The sequence below is a fragment of the Rugosimonospora acidiphila genome (assembly GCF_039543385.1).
In the GTDB taxonomy this organism is placed as follows: domain Bacteria; phylum Actinomycetota; class Actinomycetes; order Mycobacteriales; family Micromonosporaceae; genus Rugosimonospora; species Rugosimonospora acidiphila.
In genome coordinates this window covers 466,466-478,265 of sequence record NZ_BAABJQ010000002.1, presented here as the reverse complement: position 1 = coordinate 478,265, position 11,800 = coordinate 466,466, and the positions used below count along the sequence as shown (strand labels likewise).

The 11,800-nt window shown below is 69.9% G+C and carries 18 protein-coding genes and 1 riboswitch; of the genes, 13 read left to right on the top strand and 5 right to left on the bottom strand.

Annotated features, from left to right (window positions below; translation table 11 throughout):
• Positions 1-148 precede the first annotated feature (148 nt).
• On the bottom strand, positions 149-550 hold the full coding sequence (locus tag ABEA87_RS04840) for a winged helix-turn-helix transcriptional regulator (RefSeq protein ID WP_345626414.1): 402 nt from the start codon (positions 548-550) through the stop codon (positions 149-151).
• 98 nt (positions 551-648) lie between these two features.
• On the opposite strand from ABEA87_RS04840, the gene ABEA87_RS04835 reads away from it, so the two are divergent.
• From ABEA87_RS04835 to ABEA87_RS04805, 7 genes are all read left to right on the top strand, one after another.
• Positions 649-1,596, top strand: a complete 948-nt coding sequence (locus ABEA87_RS04835) for an NADP-dependent oxidoreductase (RefSeq protein WP_345626413.1) — start codon at positions 649-651, stop codon at positions 1,594-1,596.
• A gap of 93 nt (positions 1,597-1,689) precedes the next feature.
• Entirely contained in the window at positions 1,690-2,196 is a 507-nt protein-coding gene (locus ABEA87_RS04830) for a tetratricopeptide repeat protein (protein WP_345626412.1), read from the top strand.
• 120 nt (positions 2,197-2,316) lie between these two features.
• Positions 2,317-3,300 (top strand): TAXI family TRAP transporter solute-binding subunit, encoded by a 984-nt coding sequence (locus ABEA87_RS04825; RefSeq protein ID WP_345626410.1) that lies wholly within the window; start codon positions 2,317-2,319, stop codon positions 3,298-3,300.
• Between the two features lie 142 nt (positions 3,301-3,442).
• Positions 3,443-4,078, top strand: coding sequence for a transporter (locus ABEA87_RS04820; protein WP_345626408.1), 636 nt, complete (start codon positions 3,443-3,445; stop codon positions 4,076-4,078).
• Positions 4,075-4,398 carry a transcriptional regulator gene (locus ABEA87_RS04815; protein ID WP_345626406.1) on the top strand — a complete coding sequence of 108 codons (324 nt, stop codon included), beginning with the start codon at positions 4,075-4,077 and terminating at the stop codon, positions 4,396-4,398. Before ABEA87_RS04820 ends, ABEA87_RS04815 begins: the two co-directional genes overlap by 4 nt.
• Entirely contained in the window at positions 4,395-5,258 is an 864-nt protein-coding gene (locus ABEA87_RS04810) for an ABC transporter ATP-binding protein (RefSeq protein WP_345626404.1), read from the top strand. Before ABEA87_RS04815 ends, ABEA87_RS04810 begins: the two co-directional genes overlap by 4 nt.
• Positions 5,259-5,269: 11 nt before the next feature.
• A complete protein-coding gene (locus ABEA87_RS04805) occupies positions 5,270-6,007 on the top strand; it encodes an ABC transporter permease (RefSeq protein WP_345626402.1) in 738 nt (245 codons plus the stop codon).
• A gap of 42 nt (positions 6,008-6,049) precedes the next feature.
• Here the strand turns inward: ABEA87_RS04805 and ABEA87_RS04800 are convergent, their stop codons facing one another.
• The 4 genes from ABEA87_RS04800 to ABEA87_RS04785 form a co-directional block, all read right to left on the bottom strand.
• Positions 6,050-6,559: an acyl-CoA thioesterase gene (locus tag ABEA87_RS04800; protein ID WP_345626400.1), complete on the bottom strand. Its 510-nt coding sequence runs from the start codon at positions 6,557-6,559 to the stop codon at positions 6,050-6,052.
• Between the two features lie 132 nt (positions 6,560-6,691).
• Positions 6,692-6,907, bottom strand: a riboswitch (cobalamin riboswitch).
• A 251-nt stretch (positions 6,908-7,158) separates the two neighbouring features.
• The gene (locus tag ABEA87_RS04795; protein ID WP_345626398.1) at positions 7,159-8,397 is read right to left on the bottom strand and encodes a GTP-binding protein; all 1,239 of its coding nucleotides are present in this window, start codon (positions 8,395-8,397) and stop codon (positions 7,159-7,161) included.
• Complete coding sequence (gene rpmF, locus ABEA87_RS04790; RefSeq protein WP_345626396.1) at positions 8,394-8,573, bottom strand: 50S ribosomal protein L32; 180 nt, start codon at positions 8,571-8,573, stop codon at positions 8,394-8,396. Before rpmF ends, ABEA87_RS04795 begins: the two co-directional genes overlap by 4 nt.
• A gap of 29 nt (positions 8,574-8,602) precedes the next feature.
• Entirely contained in the window at positions 8,603-8,851 is a 249-nt protein-coding gene (locus ABEA87_RS04785; RefSeq protein ID WP_345626394.1) for a type B 50S ribosomal protein L31, read from the bottom strand.
• 209 nt (positions 8,852-9,060) lie between these two features.
• Between ABEA87_RS04785 and ABEA87_RS04780 the strand changes: the two genes are divergently transcribed.
• From ABEA87_RS04780 to ABEA87_RS04755, 6 genes are all read left to right on the top strand, one after another.
• Complete coding sequence (locus ABEA87_RS04780; RefSeq protein ID WP_425570758.1) at positions 9,061-9,174, top strand: large ribosomal subunit protein bL28; 114 nt, start codon at positions 9,061-9,063, stop codon at positions 9,172-9,174.
• The gene (gene rpmG / locus ABEA87_RS04775) at positions 9,174-9,341 is read left to right on the top strand and encodes a 50S ribosomal protein L33 (protein ID WP_345626392.1); all 168 of its coding nucleotides are present in this window, start codon (positions 9,174-9,176) and stop codon (positions 9,339-9,341) included. The genes ABEA87_RS04780 and rpmG overlap by 1 nt, the downstream gene beginning before the upstream one ends.
• A 2-nt stretch (positions 9,342-9,343) precedes the next feature.
• On the top strand, positions 9,344-9,649 hold the full coding sequence (gene rpsN, locus ABEA87_RS04770; protein ID WP_345626390.1) for a 30S ribosomal protein S14: 306 nt from the start codon (positions 9,344-9,346) through the stop codon (positions 9,647-9,649).
• Between the two features lie 135 nt (positions 9,650-9,784).
• Positions 9,785-10,186 (top strand): Fur family transcriptional regulator, encoded by a 402-nt coding sequence (locus ABEA87_RS04765; RefSeq protein ID WP_345626388.1) that lies wholly within the window; start codon positions 9,785-9,787, stop codon positions 10,184-10,186.
• Positions 10,187-10,270: 84 nt separating this feature from the next.
• Entirely contained in the window at positions 10,271-10,756 is a 486-nt protein-coding gene (locus ABEA87_RS04760; protein ID WP_345626386.1) for a Fur family transcriptional regulator, read from the top strand.
• A gap of 70 nt (positions 10,757-10,826) precedes the next feature.
• Complete coding sequence (locus ABEA87_RS04755) at positions 10,827-11,795, top strand: ATP-binding protein (protein ID WP_345626385.1); 969 nt, start codon at positions 10,827-10,829, stop codon at positions 11,793-11,795.
• Positions 11,796-11,800 lie beyond the last annotated feature (5 nt).

The window sequence follows — 11,800 nt, the reverse complement described above, 5'->3', positions numbered from 1 at the left end:
CCGGCGGGCGAATCCTGCGCAAGGGTCGTGGGAGTTCTCCCTGAACAACGCGCTGACCTGCGACTCTGGCATCGTCGGCCGGCGACCTCGCCGCTGTGAGGGCGAAACGACCCCGAGCGGCACGTGGAGAAGCGGCCGAGGGCCCGAATCAGCCGACGGGAACCGGGTCCGCCGCGCTGCGCTCGTCGAAGTCGTGGCGGGCCACCAGGATCTGCCGGGCGTGCTCCAGTGACCAGTCCGCGATCGCGCTCGTCAGCCGTCCCGCCTCCACCCCGAGCGGGGTCAGACCATATTCCACTTTGGGCGGAACCGTCGGGTAGACGGTACGGCTGACGAGGCCATCGCGTTCCAGTGCCCGCAGCGTCTGGGTCAGCATCTTCTGCGTGATGCCGTCCAGGATGCGCCGCAGTTCGTTGAAGCGCATCGGCCGGTCATGACGGCGCAGGGCGGCCAGGACGTACAGCGCCCACTTGTTGGCAAGCACCTCGACGACGGTGCGGGAGGGACAGTCGCGCCGGTAGGTGAACGTCGACTCTTCCTTGGTATCCATGAGGTACCTAGATATCAGAAAGGTGCGCACTTCACAACAGATACCGCCGTCTTGCAGGATGAACCAGTGGTGAACGGCGCCACCCTCAAGGAGACGACATGAACCTGCGCATGCGCGCGATCAGCCAGCGGATTTTCGGTGGCCCGGAAGTCCTGGAGATCATCGAGACCGATCGTCCCCTGCCCGGGCCCGGTGAGGTGCTGGTGCGGGTTCACGCCGCGGGGCTCAACCCGGCGGATTGGAAGCGGCGTTCCGGACTTCTGCGCCGGCTCGGGGAACCGCCGTTCACGCTCGGCCTGGACCTGGCCGGGGTCGTGACGGCCATCGGTGATCAGGCGAGCCGCTTCCAGCAGGGCGACGCGGTTTACGGGGCCGTGCTGCCTCCGCGCGGAGCCTACGCCCAGTACGTGGCCGTCCCGGAGGACCTCCTCGCGCCCGCTCCGTCGAGCCTGGACCTGCCGCACGCCGCGGCGCTGCCCACCGCGGGACTGACCGCCTGGCAACCACTGGTGCGCGTGGCCGGGGTCCGGGCCGGGCAGCGCGTGCTCATCCACGCCGCGGCCGGCGGAATCGGTCACCTCGCCGTGCAGATCGCCAAGGCACACGGTGCGTACGTCATCGGCACCGCCCGCAAGGACAAGCACGACTTCCTGGAAAAGCTCGGCGCCGACGAGTGCATCGACTACACCGGCGTCGACTTCGCCAGCGTCGCGCGCGACATCGACATCGTCCTCGACCCGATCAGCGGTGACTACGGGCCGCGGTCGCTGGAAACCCTTAGCCCGCGGGGGGTTCTGCTCGATGTCCGAGGCACCGGGCCGGACCGGACCGCCGTTCGCGAACGGGCTCGCGAACGCGGCCTGCGCTACGTCGAGTTCGGCTTCACCCCGTCCGGCGCGGACCTGCGCGAGATCACCGCGCTGGTCGAGCGCGGCGCCCTGCGCGTTGCCGTCGAGCGCGTTCTGCCGATAGAGGAGGCTGCCCGGGCACACGAGCTCAGCGAGGCGGGACGCGCGCGAGGCAAGATCGTGCTGACCGTGGGGTAGGGCAGCGCGACCCGCCGGTTCCGAAACGGCGCGCTACCGTCAGGTGCTCGGAGACAGTCCCCGTCTGACCCGACGACCATGAGGAGCTACGCGATGAACCCGAACGCCGACTGGGAGCAGCGCAGTGCGGACCTGTGGGCGGCCTTCAACGCTGCGCCCGACGCCTGGGATGAACAGGAGTTCCGCGAGCGGGTTGGCGCCCTCGCCGACGAACTGGGCCCGGATCATCCGGTGGCGGCGTTCGAGCGGGCCTGCGCGCTGGACTCGACCGGCCATTCCGACAAGGCGGTCCAGCTCTACCGCAAGGCGCTGGAGCTGGGCATCGACGGTATCCGCCGGCGGCGCTCGGTGATCCAGCTGTCCAGTTCGCTGCGCAACATCGGGGAGGCCGAGCAGAGCATCCGGCTGCTGACCGAGGAGCGCGAGCGCGGCTCCGACGAACTCGACGACGCCGTCAGCGCGACGCTCGCGCTGGCCCTGACCAGCGTTGGCCGCGAGCGGGAGGCAGTGTCGATCGCCGTGGGGGCGCTCGCCAAGCACCTGCCACGCTATCAACGCTCGATGGCCAACTACGCCCGGCTCCTGGTTGAACCCGGCTGACTCGCCGGCTTGGCTGTTTCTCGGCCCTGCTGCCGGCGGTGCTGTGCGGTGGCAGGGCCCTTTTTCTCGTCTCCGGCGATAGCGTGACTCTGTTCTTCACGAAACGTTGGAGGCAATACCTTGACTCTTCCTGGCCTGCCGCCCATCAACCCGCTCAACCTGCGTCCGCTGCTCATGCTGGACGTCGCGCACGAGATGATGCTCAGCGAGGACTGGCCGTTGCGGGCGGTCTCGGTGGTGTTCGAGAGCCACACGGATCCGGCCGCGCGATTCAGCTTCTACGGTGCGAACCATCCGGACTCGATCGACGAGGTGCACCACCGGCGCCTCGACGTCGCTATCCTCAACCCGGTCGCTCTGCTCAACATGGCCCGGCTGGGCCGGGGCGCCTACGACCGCCCGCGGGACGTGGCGACGATCGCGGTGCTGCCGCACTACGACCAACTCGGGTTCGCCGTCGCGGACCGGCTCGGGTTCGAGCGCCTCACCGACATCGCGGCCGCCCGGTACCCGCTGCGGGTGTCCGTGCGAGGCTCCCTCGACGCGGCGACCAGCATCTCCGTTGACGTGGTGCTCCGGGCGCACGGCTTGAGTCTCGATGACATCACGGCCTGGGGCGGCACCGTGAGCTACGACCAGCCGATGCCGATGCGCGGCGACACGGACCGGATCGGCCGGCTCGCGGCGGGAGAGATCGACGCGATCTTCGAGGAGGGCACGATCCTGTGGGCCGACGCGGTGGCCGGCGCGGGGGCCTCGCTGCTTCCCATTGACGACGAGCACCTGCGGATTCTCGAACACCAGGGCTTTCGGCGGGGCGTCATCGAGAAGTCGCTCTACCCGTCGCTGCCGGCCGACGTGCCCACCATCGACTACAGCGGGTGGCCGGTCTTCTGCCGGTCCGACACCTCCGACCTGGTCGTCGAGCAGTTCTGCCGCGGGTTGGAGTCCGCCAAGGACCACCTGGTCTGGGACCTCGGCCCGGTCCGGCAGGCGCCGCTGCCACTGGACCGGATGGTCATCGACTCGCCGGCCACGCCGTTCGATGTGCCGCTGCACCCGCGGGCCCGTGCCGTCTGGCGGGAGTTGGGCTACCCGGCCTGACCCCGCTGAGGTAGAGCGCCGACGCCGGAGCATTGGCCGCGTCCGGGTGGGTGATGCGGGTTCTGGGTTGCCGAGGTTTGCGTTTCAAAGTACATTGAGGTCTGCATTTCAAAGTTGTTTGAAGTCAGTCGAGGAGACGCGCATGGGCACGGATGAGGCGGCGCCGGTCAGCGCGGCGGAGTCGCTGCGGCTGATCGAGACGCAGCGCGATGCCGCGGTGCGCAGCTTGAGTCCGGACCCGCGGCTCATCTACTGGCCGTGGGGACTGGCCTGGCTCGTCGGGTTCGGCCTGCTGTTTCTGCGTCACGGCCCGCACGAGCAGGTCCGGGTGAACATGCCGAGCGGGCTCCCATTGGCCGCGTTGTTCGCCCTGATGATCATCGCTTTTCTGGTGTCCGGCGTTGCCGGGGCCCGGGCGAACCGCCAGATCACCGGCGACTCGTCGGTTCGCGGGCTGCGGTACGGGCTGAGCTGGCTGGCCGCGTTCGCCGGCAACGCCGTCATCTGCGTCCACTTCAGTGACCTCTTACCCGCGTCGGAGGTCGGCCTGCTGTGGGCAGCTACGTCGGTGGGCCTGGTCGGCGTGCTGTACCTGGCCGGCAGCGCGGCCTGGCAGTCGCGGGATCTGATGGCGCTCGGCATCTGGCTGAGCATCAGCAACATCGCGGGCGTGCTGGCCGGGCCCGGCTGGCACTCACTCGTCATCTCGGTCGCGGGCGGCGGTGGACTCCTGGTGGCCGGGTTCGTCGTGTGGCTGCATTGGCGGCGTCACGCATGACCGCGCCCGTGCCGGACCTCGATCCGGTCATCCACGCCCAGGTCCGGCTGCGGGTCGTCGTGGTGCTCTCGGCGCTGCGCGAGGGAGACCAGATGGCCTTCCCCCGACTCCAGGAACTGCTCGGCTTGACCGGCGGCAACCTGTCCGTCCACCTTCGCAAGCTCGAAGACGCCGAGTACATCGTGGTGACCAAGACCCATCACGGCCGCACCCCGACCACCCTGCTTCGCCTGAGTCGCCGCGGCCGGCTCGCATTCGACGAGTACACCGCCGCCCTCCACGCACTACTCGACGCCGCCGGATCCGAGGAGACCCCATGACCCTGGCACGTGCGGTCGACGTCACCCGTCGCTACGGCCGCGAACTCGCCCTGGCCGGCGTGAGCCTGGACATCAAGCCCGGTGAGCTGATCGGCCTGCTCGGCCCCAACGGCGCCGGAAAATCCACCTTGGTCAACCTGCTCGTCGGCCTGCGCCGGCCCAGCTCCGGCACCGTCACCCTGTTCGGCGGCGACCCACGCGACCCGGCCCGCCGTCAGCACATCGGCCTGACCCCGCAGGAGACCGGTCTACCGGCCACCCTGCGCGTCGGCGAGTGCGTCGACTACGTGGCCGCCCACTTCGACAATCCGCTCGAGCGGGGCGAGGTGCTCACCCGGTTCGGCCTGGACGGACTGGTGAAGCGACAGACCGGCGGCCTGTCCGGCGGCCAGAAGCGACGGCTCAGCGTCGCCCTGGCCTTCGTCGGCCGACCGCGCCTGGTCTTCCTCGACGAACCCACCACCGGGCTCGACGTCGAGGTCCGCCATGTCCTGTGGGAGGCGATCCGTGCCTTCCACGCCGAAGGGGGTGCGGTCCTGCTGACCAGCCACAACCTCGAAGAGGTCGAGGCCCTCGCCACCCGGGTGGTCGTGCTCGGCGCCGGCCGCGTCCTCGCCGACGACACCGTCCCCGCCATCCGTGGACTGGTCGGCGTGCACCGGGTGAGTATGGCCTCGACCCCGTTGCCCCGCCTGCGCGGGGTGGTGTCCACATCGGAGTCAGACGGTCGGTTGCACCTGCTGACCCCCGATCCCGATCAGCTTGTCCGGGATCTCGTCACCGCGACGGTACCGTTCCGCGACCTGGAGATCCGACCCACCACCTTGGAGGAAGCCTTCCTTCAACTGACCGCCGCCTGAAAGGGTTCCCCGTGAGCCTGGTCCTGACCAACGCGCGGTTCCACCTGCTCGAGACGCTCCGCGTGCCGATCGCCGTCCTCGGTTCCACCTTCTTCCCCACGGCCTCGATGCTCTTCTTCGTCGTCCCGTTCACCGGCGACGACCCGGCCGGCGCCACCTTCGCGACCGCCTCGATGGTCACGTTCGCCGTGATGACCAGCAATCTTTTCGGATACGGCGTGGGTGTCGCGGCCGACCGGTCCGAGCCCTGGGACCCCTACACCCGTACCCTGCCCGCGGGTCCGGGGCCCCGCTTCGGTGGGCGCGTCATCGCCGGGTTGGCCATGACCCTCCTGTCCCTGGTACCGGTGATCCTGATCGCCGCCTTCCTGACCGCGGCGCACACCACGGTGGTCGGGCTGCTCCTTGGCATCGGCGCGGCATTCGTGGCCGCGATCCCGTTCACGTTCATGGGTCTGGCCATCGGCTACGCGCTGCCGACGAAGGCCGCGCTCGCGGTCGCTCAGATCATCTTCTTCCCGCTCGCCTTCCTCGGCGGGCTGCTGTCCGCACCGCGGCAGGCTCCGTCCTTTGTGGAGGCCGTCGCACCGTACCTGCCTACCCGCGGCGCCGTGGAACTGATGTGGGCCGCGGTCGGCGACTTTCCGCTCCGTCCGCTGTCGGTCGTCATGCTTGGCGTGTGGACGGTGGCCGCCGGACTCCTGGCGGCCTGGGCCTACCGCCGGGACGAGGGACGCCGTTTCCGCTGAGGCCACCGCCTGGCAGCCATGCCAACGAGGACGCCGCGCCGGTCACACCGATGCTTTGTCGGCGTGGAGCGCGGCGAGGGCTTCGCGTAGGGCGAGCCGGTGTTGGCGGCGGATCTCTGCGTGGTGGAACGCTTCGCGGTCCTCGTCCGTTTCGGGCAGCAGTGGCGGTACGGGTCGCGGGTCGCCCTGGTCGTCGATGGCCACCATGACCAGGTGGGAGGTGGCGACGGTGGTCGGTGGCACCGCGCGGTCCCACCGGTCGGCGGTCACCTTGACGGCGACCTCCATGGAGCTGCGCCCGACCCAGGTGATCCGGGCATGGACGTGCACGACATCGCCGACGCGCACGGCCTGCAGGAAGAGGGTTTCGTCCATGGCGGCGGTGACCGCCGGGCCTTCGGAGTGGCGGGCGGCGACGACTCCGGCGACGGAGTCGATGAGGTTGAGGATGCGCCCGCCGTGCACGGTGCCCATGAGGTTGGTGTCGTGCTGATCCATGATCTGCGACACGGTCAGTTGCGAGGCGGATGGTGGCCGGCCAGGTGTGGTCATGTGCGGTTCGTTCCGTTCCGTGCAAAGAGCGGCGGCATGGAACGCAACGGCGGACGAGGCCACGACCGATCCGGTCATGACGCGTACGCGCGTTCGGCCCACCCGCGAGGTCGACGGCGGCGCCCACGCCGAGGCGTGGGCGCGGCGCGGGCAGGTTTTCGGACTCGCGGGCATGACCGCATACGTCCGGTCGCCTACTGGCCGTCGCTTTTGCGGACCCTGGCGGGCCAGTGCTTGTGACGGCGGTTGTTCCCGCTCACCGCTGCGGGGCAGTCCCGGATTCACACCGGGTTCCCTCTTGCGACGCCCGGCCAGGTGGTCGGGCGTACCAGCGCCATCGGCGAGCATAGTCGACGCGGTGGTGGCCCACTGTCGCCGCGTGCGGGGGAGAGGCGGCGGGTGGGCGAGAATGTGACGGGGCGCACGGTCACGGGGTGTCGTGCCTGCTGTTGCGGGAGGGGCGCGGCCGGTGTGGTTCGGTTTGGTGCCGGATGACGGTTCCATCGCCGGCGGGTCGTGACGAAGCGCTCACCAGTGTGGACGCGGACTGATAGCCGCACCGACCCCCGGTGGCGCGCCGCCGTTGTCGAGGCGCCGGGTCAGGCGGTACCGGAGCCGATCGCGGCGTGGTCGGCGTGGTCCAGCTCCGACAGGTCCCACGACGGGAACGGATCGGGCAGCCGCCGCCACCCGTCCTGACCCCGGCGGACCTCCTCGTCGGTCAGCAGGCAGGCAGACAGGGCTTCGTGCAGCGCGGCGGTGTCGAGCCCGACGCCGATGAAGACCAGTTCCTGGCGGCGGTCGCCGAAGACGGGATGCCACCGGCCCCTCAGCTCCGCGCGTTCGGCCGGATCGTCCGGCCACTGCCCGGAGGCGGCGACCGGTACGGCGACGGGGTCGCACGCTCCGCTCGGGCCGGCCTGTGACCACAGGGCCTGAACCTCGGGTCGGCTGGCGAGCCAGAGGAATCCCTTGGAGCGCACGACTCCGAGGTCGGTGAGCCGGTCGGTGAACAGGTCCCATAGCCGCCCGGGGTGGAACGGGGTGGCTGTGCGGAACACGGTGCTGGCGATGCCGTACTCGATGGTCTCGGGGATGTGTTCATTATTGAGCTCGGCCGCCCAGCCGGGTGCGGTCTCGGCGCGGGCGAGGTCGAACAGTCCGGTGTGCAGGACCTGCCGCGGATCGACGCGGCCGTGGACGGCGCGCACCTGCCGTGCCGAGGGGTTGAGCCGGGTGATGAGGGCCTGGACCGTGGCGAGGTCGTCGCCGGGAAGGAGGTCGGTCTTGTTCACCACGATGACGTCGGCGAACTCGATCTGATCGACCAGCAGGTCGGCGATGCCGCGGTCGTCGCCGTCGTAGGCGGCGAGGCCTCGTTCCTCGAGCGACTCCCCGGCGTTGATGAGGGCCAGCAGGGTGGCCGCGTCGACCACCGTCACCGTGGTGTCCAGGCTGGCCAGGTCGTCGAGCACCTGGTCGCCGTCCAGGCCGAAGGCGAAGGTGGCGGCGACGGGCATGGGTTCGGAGATGCCGCTGGACTCGATGAGCAGGTAGTCGATCCCGCCTCGCCGCGCCAACTCCGCGACCTCGGTCAGCAGATCCTCGCGCAGAGTGCAGCAGATGCAGCCGTTGGTCATCTCGACGAGGCGCTCCTCGGTGCGGGACAACTGGCCGCCGTCGCGTATCAGAGACGCGTCGATGTTGACCTCGCTCATGTCGTTGACGATGACCGCGACCCGTAGCCCGTCGCGGTTGGCCAGGACGTGGTTGAGCAGGCTGGTCTTGCCGGCGCCGAGGAAGCCGGACAGCACGGTGACGGGCAGCCGGCCGGTCACGGTACGTCCAGGATCTGGCGGCCCTGGTAGAGGCCGCAGTGCGGGCAGGCGCGGTGCGGCACGACGGTCTCTCGACGGGGACAGGGGCAGGGGGTCAGGGTGGGGGCGGTGGCCTTCCACTGGGCGCGGCGGTGGCGGGTGTTGGCGCGGGAGGTGCGCCTTTTCGGTACGGCCATGGTGAGGGGCTCTCCTGGTGCGGTCGTGGTCAGCGGTTGCGGGCGTACTTGGCGCGGAACTTCTCGACCCGACCCGCCGAGTCGATCAAGCGCTGGCGGCCGGTCCAGAAGGGGTGGCTGGCCGAGGAGATCTCGACGTCGATGACGGGATAGGTGTTTCCGTCGGTCCATTCGATGGTCTGTCCGCTGGTGGCGGTGGAGCGGGTGAGGAAGGCGAAGTCGGCGCTGCGGTCGCGGAACACGACCGGGCGGTACGCGGGGTGGATGTCGCGCTTCATGGTTGCTCCTCCTGTTGGGCGTCCGGGGCGTCGCCGGTCGGGGCGGTCGGTGACGACCTGGTGCCCCCACTGGACTTAGTTGAAAACGATTGTCATTATAGACAGCGCCCGCCGCGATTCACGCAACCCCCCGATCCTCGCGGCCGGGCCCACCGGATGGCCCGCGGCGGGCCGCCCGGTGCCCACCGTTGTCTCGAAGGAGGAGCCCCATGTCTCGACGATGTGAAATCACCGGCGCCGGTCCCGGCCCCGGTAACGCGGTTTCCCGCTCGTCCCGGCGCACCACTCGGCGGTGGAACCCGATGCGAGGGGTGAGGCTCTGATGGCCCGCGGCACCGAGGTGCGACCGATCGTGAAGCTGCGCAGCACGGCGGGAACCGGCTACACCTACGTGACCCGCAAGAACCGGCGCAACGATCCGGACCGGCTGGTGTTGCGCAAGTTCGATCCGGTGGCGCGCCGGCACGTCGAGTTTCGTGAGGAGCGCTGAGCATGGCGAAGAAGAGCAAGGTCGTCAAGGACATCCGGCGCCGGGAAATGGTGGCCCGGCACGCGGAGCGCCGAGCGGTACTCAAGCGGGCCATCGTCGATCCATCGACCGGCCCGGCGGCGCGGGCGGCGGCGCTGGCCGAGCTGGCCCGCCAGCCGCGCGATGCCAGCGCGACCCGGCTGCGTAATCGGGACCTGGTCGACGGGCGGCCGAGGGGCCATCTGCGGGCGTTCGGGCTGTCCCGGGTGCGGATGCGGGAGATGGCACTGCGCGGCGAGTTGCCCGGGGTGCGCAAGGCGAGCTGGTAGCGCGGCGGGCCGCGGGGGTGTCCGGACCGGCTGCGTAGTTCGTCGTGGCTGGTCAATCCGTCGTAGGATGACACCCCCGGCCGGCTCGTCCCCGGCCGGCGTCGGGCGTTGGGTGGGGGATCGGAGTTCACGGTGATGAGCGTCGTGCCTGGGGCCACACGTAACACCCGGCAGCGGGCGCAGGTGTTGGCGCTGCTGGCGGCCACGGATGGCTTCCGCAGCGCACAGCAGCTGCACGCGAACCTGCGTGACGAGGGCGCGCAGGTCGGATTGACCACCGTGTACCGCACGTTGCAGCTGCTGGCCGACGCCGGTGAGGTCGACCAGATGCGGCTGCCCGACGGCGAGCAGCTGTACCGGCGTTGCGGCCGTGGCCACCACCATCACCTCGTCTGCCGGCTGTGTGGCCGGGCGGTGGAGGTGGAGATCCCGTCGGTCGAGCGCTGGACGCGCAACCAGGCCGCCGCGCACGGCTTCGTCGACGCGGATCACACGATCGAGATCGTGGGTACCTGCGCGGACTGCGCGACGCGGTAGCTCCGGCCGCGGTCATCGCCGTGGTCGCCACCGCGTCGCCGTGGTGGAGTTGACAATCGTTATCGTTAGCGCTGTGATAGTCGCGTGGGCGGAGGGCAGGCGCACGTCGACGGCGACGCGACCGCGCGGGTGCTGCGCGCCGCCGGGCTGACCATCACCGTGCCCCGCCGGGCGGTATTTCAGCTGCTGGTGGGGCGGGAGCGGCCGGTCAGCGCGGGTGAGGTCTTCGACCTGCTGCGCGCCGGAGGGTCGCGGCTCGGGATCACCAGCGTGTACCGGGTGCTGCACTCGTTCGCCGGGGCGGGGATCGTGCACGTGTTCGCCGGTGAGGAGCAGCGGTACCGGATCTGCGACCCGTGGCCGCACGCGCACCTGGTCTGCGAGCGGTGCGGGCGGGTGATCGAGCGTCCGGTCGACACCGTGCGCCAGTGGTTGGCGGCCGCCCGCCAGGACGCGGACTTCGTGGCCAATGTCGAGCGCAGCGACGTCTACGGGGTGTGCGGCCGCTGCCGCATCTCCGGTCAGGTCAGCGAGGCCCGACGAACTTCGACGGTCGGCGACGCGCCGTGACTCTTGACACTCTTATTGAAAATGAGTATCAGTGTCTTGACTGAGTTGTTCGACCGGAAAGATCCCAAACATGAAGATTGCTTTCGTTGGCAAGGGTGGTGCGGGTAAGACCACCCTGACCGCGTTGTTCAGCCGCCAACTGGCCGCGCAGGGCCGGACCGTGCTGGCCCTCGACGCGGACATCAATCAGAACCTCGCCGTGGCACTCGGGGAAGACGCCGGCGACGCGGCGTCGCACCCGACGCTGGGCGAGCAGTTGGACGAGATCAAGGAGTACCTGCGCGGGGACAACCGGAGGATCTCCGCCACGGCGGCGATGGTGAAGACCACCCCGCCCGGGCGCGGCTCACGGCTGCTTCGCGTGGTGGACGACAACCCGATCTACCGGCGGTGCGTGCGCGACCTGGACGGCGTGCGGCTGGCCGCCACCGGCGGTTTCGCCGAATCGGATCTGGGGGTCGCGTGTTACCACTCGAAGGTCGGCGCGGTGGAACTGATCCTCAATCACCTCGTGGATGCCGACGACGAATACGTCGTGGTCGACATGACCGCCGGCGCGGACGCGTTCGCCTCCGGGCTGTTCACCCGCTTCGACCGCACCTTCGTGGTGTGCGAACCGACGATCCGCTCGGTCGGCGTGTACCGCCAGTATCTGGAGTACGCCGCCGACTACGAGGTCGCGGTGTCGGTGGTGGGTAACAAGATCGCCGACGAGACCGACGAAGCGTTCCTGCGCGAGCAGGTCGGTGCGGACCTGCTGGCCTGCTTCGGGGTGTCCCGGCACGTGCGGGCCGCCGAGCAGGGCCGGCCAGGGCCGATCGACGACCTGGAGCCGGCCGGTCGGGCGGTGCTCGACGCCATGCGCGAGGCGGTCGACGCCACGCCGAGAGACTGGGCTCGCTTCTCCCGCCAGGCGGCGCGGTTTCATCTGCGCAACGCGCGGGCGTGGGCCAACGACCGGACCGGCGAGGACCTCGCCGCGCAGATCGACCCCGAGTTCACCCTCGGGCCCGCAATGCTTCCCGCTCTATCCCGGTAACTATC

Excerpts from the sequence above, each read along its gene's own strand:
- ABEA87_RS04840 (WP_345626414.1), bottom strand. The coding sequence starts at position 550 with ATGGATACCAAGGAAGAGTCGACGTTCACCTACCGGCGCGACTGTCCC.
- ABEA87_RS04835 (WP_345626413.1), top strand. The coding sequence starts at position 649 with ATGAACCTGCGCATGCGCGCGATCAGCCAGCGGATTTTCGGTGGCCCG.
- ABEA87_RS04830 (WP_345626412.1), top strand. The coding sequence starts at position 1,690 with ATGAACCCGAACGCCGACTGGGAGCAGCGCAGTGCGGACCTGTGGGCG.
- ABEA87_RS04820 (WP_345626408.1), top strand. The coding sequence starts at position 3,443 with ATGGGCACGGATGAGGCGGCGCCGGTCAGCGCGGCGGAGTCGCTGCGG.
- ABEA87_RS04815 (WP_345626406.1), top strand. The coding sequence starts at position 4,075 with ATGACCGCGCCCGTGCCGGACCTCGATCCGGTCATCCACGCCCAGGTC.
- ABEA87_RS04810 (WP_345626404.1), top strand. The coding sequence starts at position 4,395 with ATGACCCTGGCACGTGCGGTCGACGTCACCCGTCGCTACGGCCGCGAA.
- ABEA87_RS04800 (WP_345626400.1), bottom strand. The coding sequence starts at position 6,559 with ATGACCACACCTGGCCGGCCACCATCCGCCTCGCAACTGACCGTGTCG.
- rpmF (WP_345626396.1), bottom strand. The coding sequence starts at position 8,573 with ATGGCCGTACCGAAAAGGCGCACCTCCCGCGCCAACACCCGCCACCGC.
- ABEA87_RS04785 (WP_345626394.1), bottom strand. The coding sequence starts at position 8,851 with ATGAAGCGCGACATCCACCCCGCGTACCGCCCGGTCGTGTTCCGCGAC.
- ABEA87_RS04780 (WP_425570758.1), top strand. The coding sequence starts at position 9,061 with ATGTCTCGACGATGTGAAATCACCGGCGCCGGTCCCGGCCCCGGTAAC.
- rpmG (WP_345626392.1), top strand. The coding sequence starts at position 9,174 with ATGGCCCGCGGCACCGAGGTGCGACCGATCGTGAAGCTGCGCAGCACG.
- rpsN (WP_345626390.1), top strand. The coding sequence starts at position 9,344 with ATGGCGAAGAAGAGCAAGGTCGTCAAGGACATCCGGCGCCGGGAAATG.
- ABEA87_RS04765 (WP_345626388.1), top strand. The coding sequence starts at position 9,785 with ATGAGCGTCGTGCCTGGGGCCACACGTAACACCCGGCAGCGGGCGCAG.
- ABEA87_RS04755 (WP_345626385.1), top strand. The coding sequence starts at position 10,827 with ATGAAGATTGCTTTCGTTGGCAAGGGTGGTGCGGGTAAGACCACCCTG.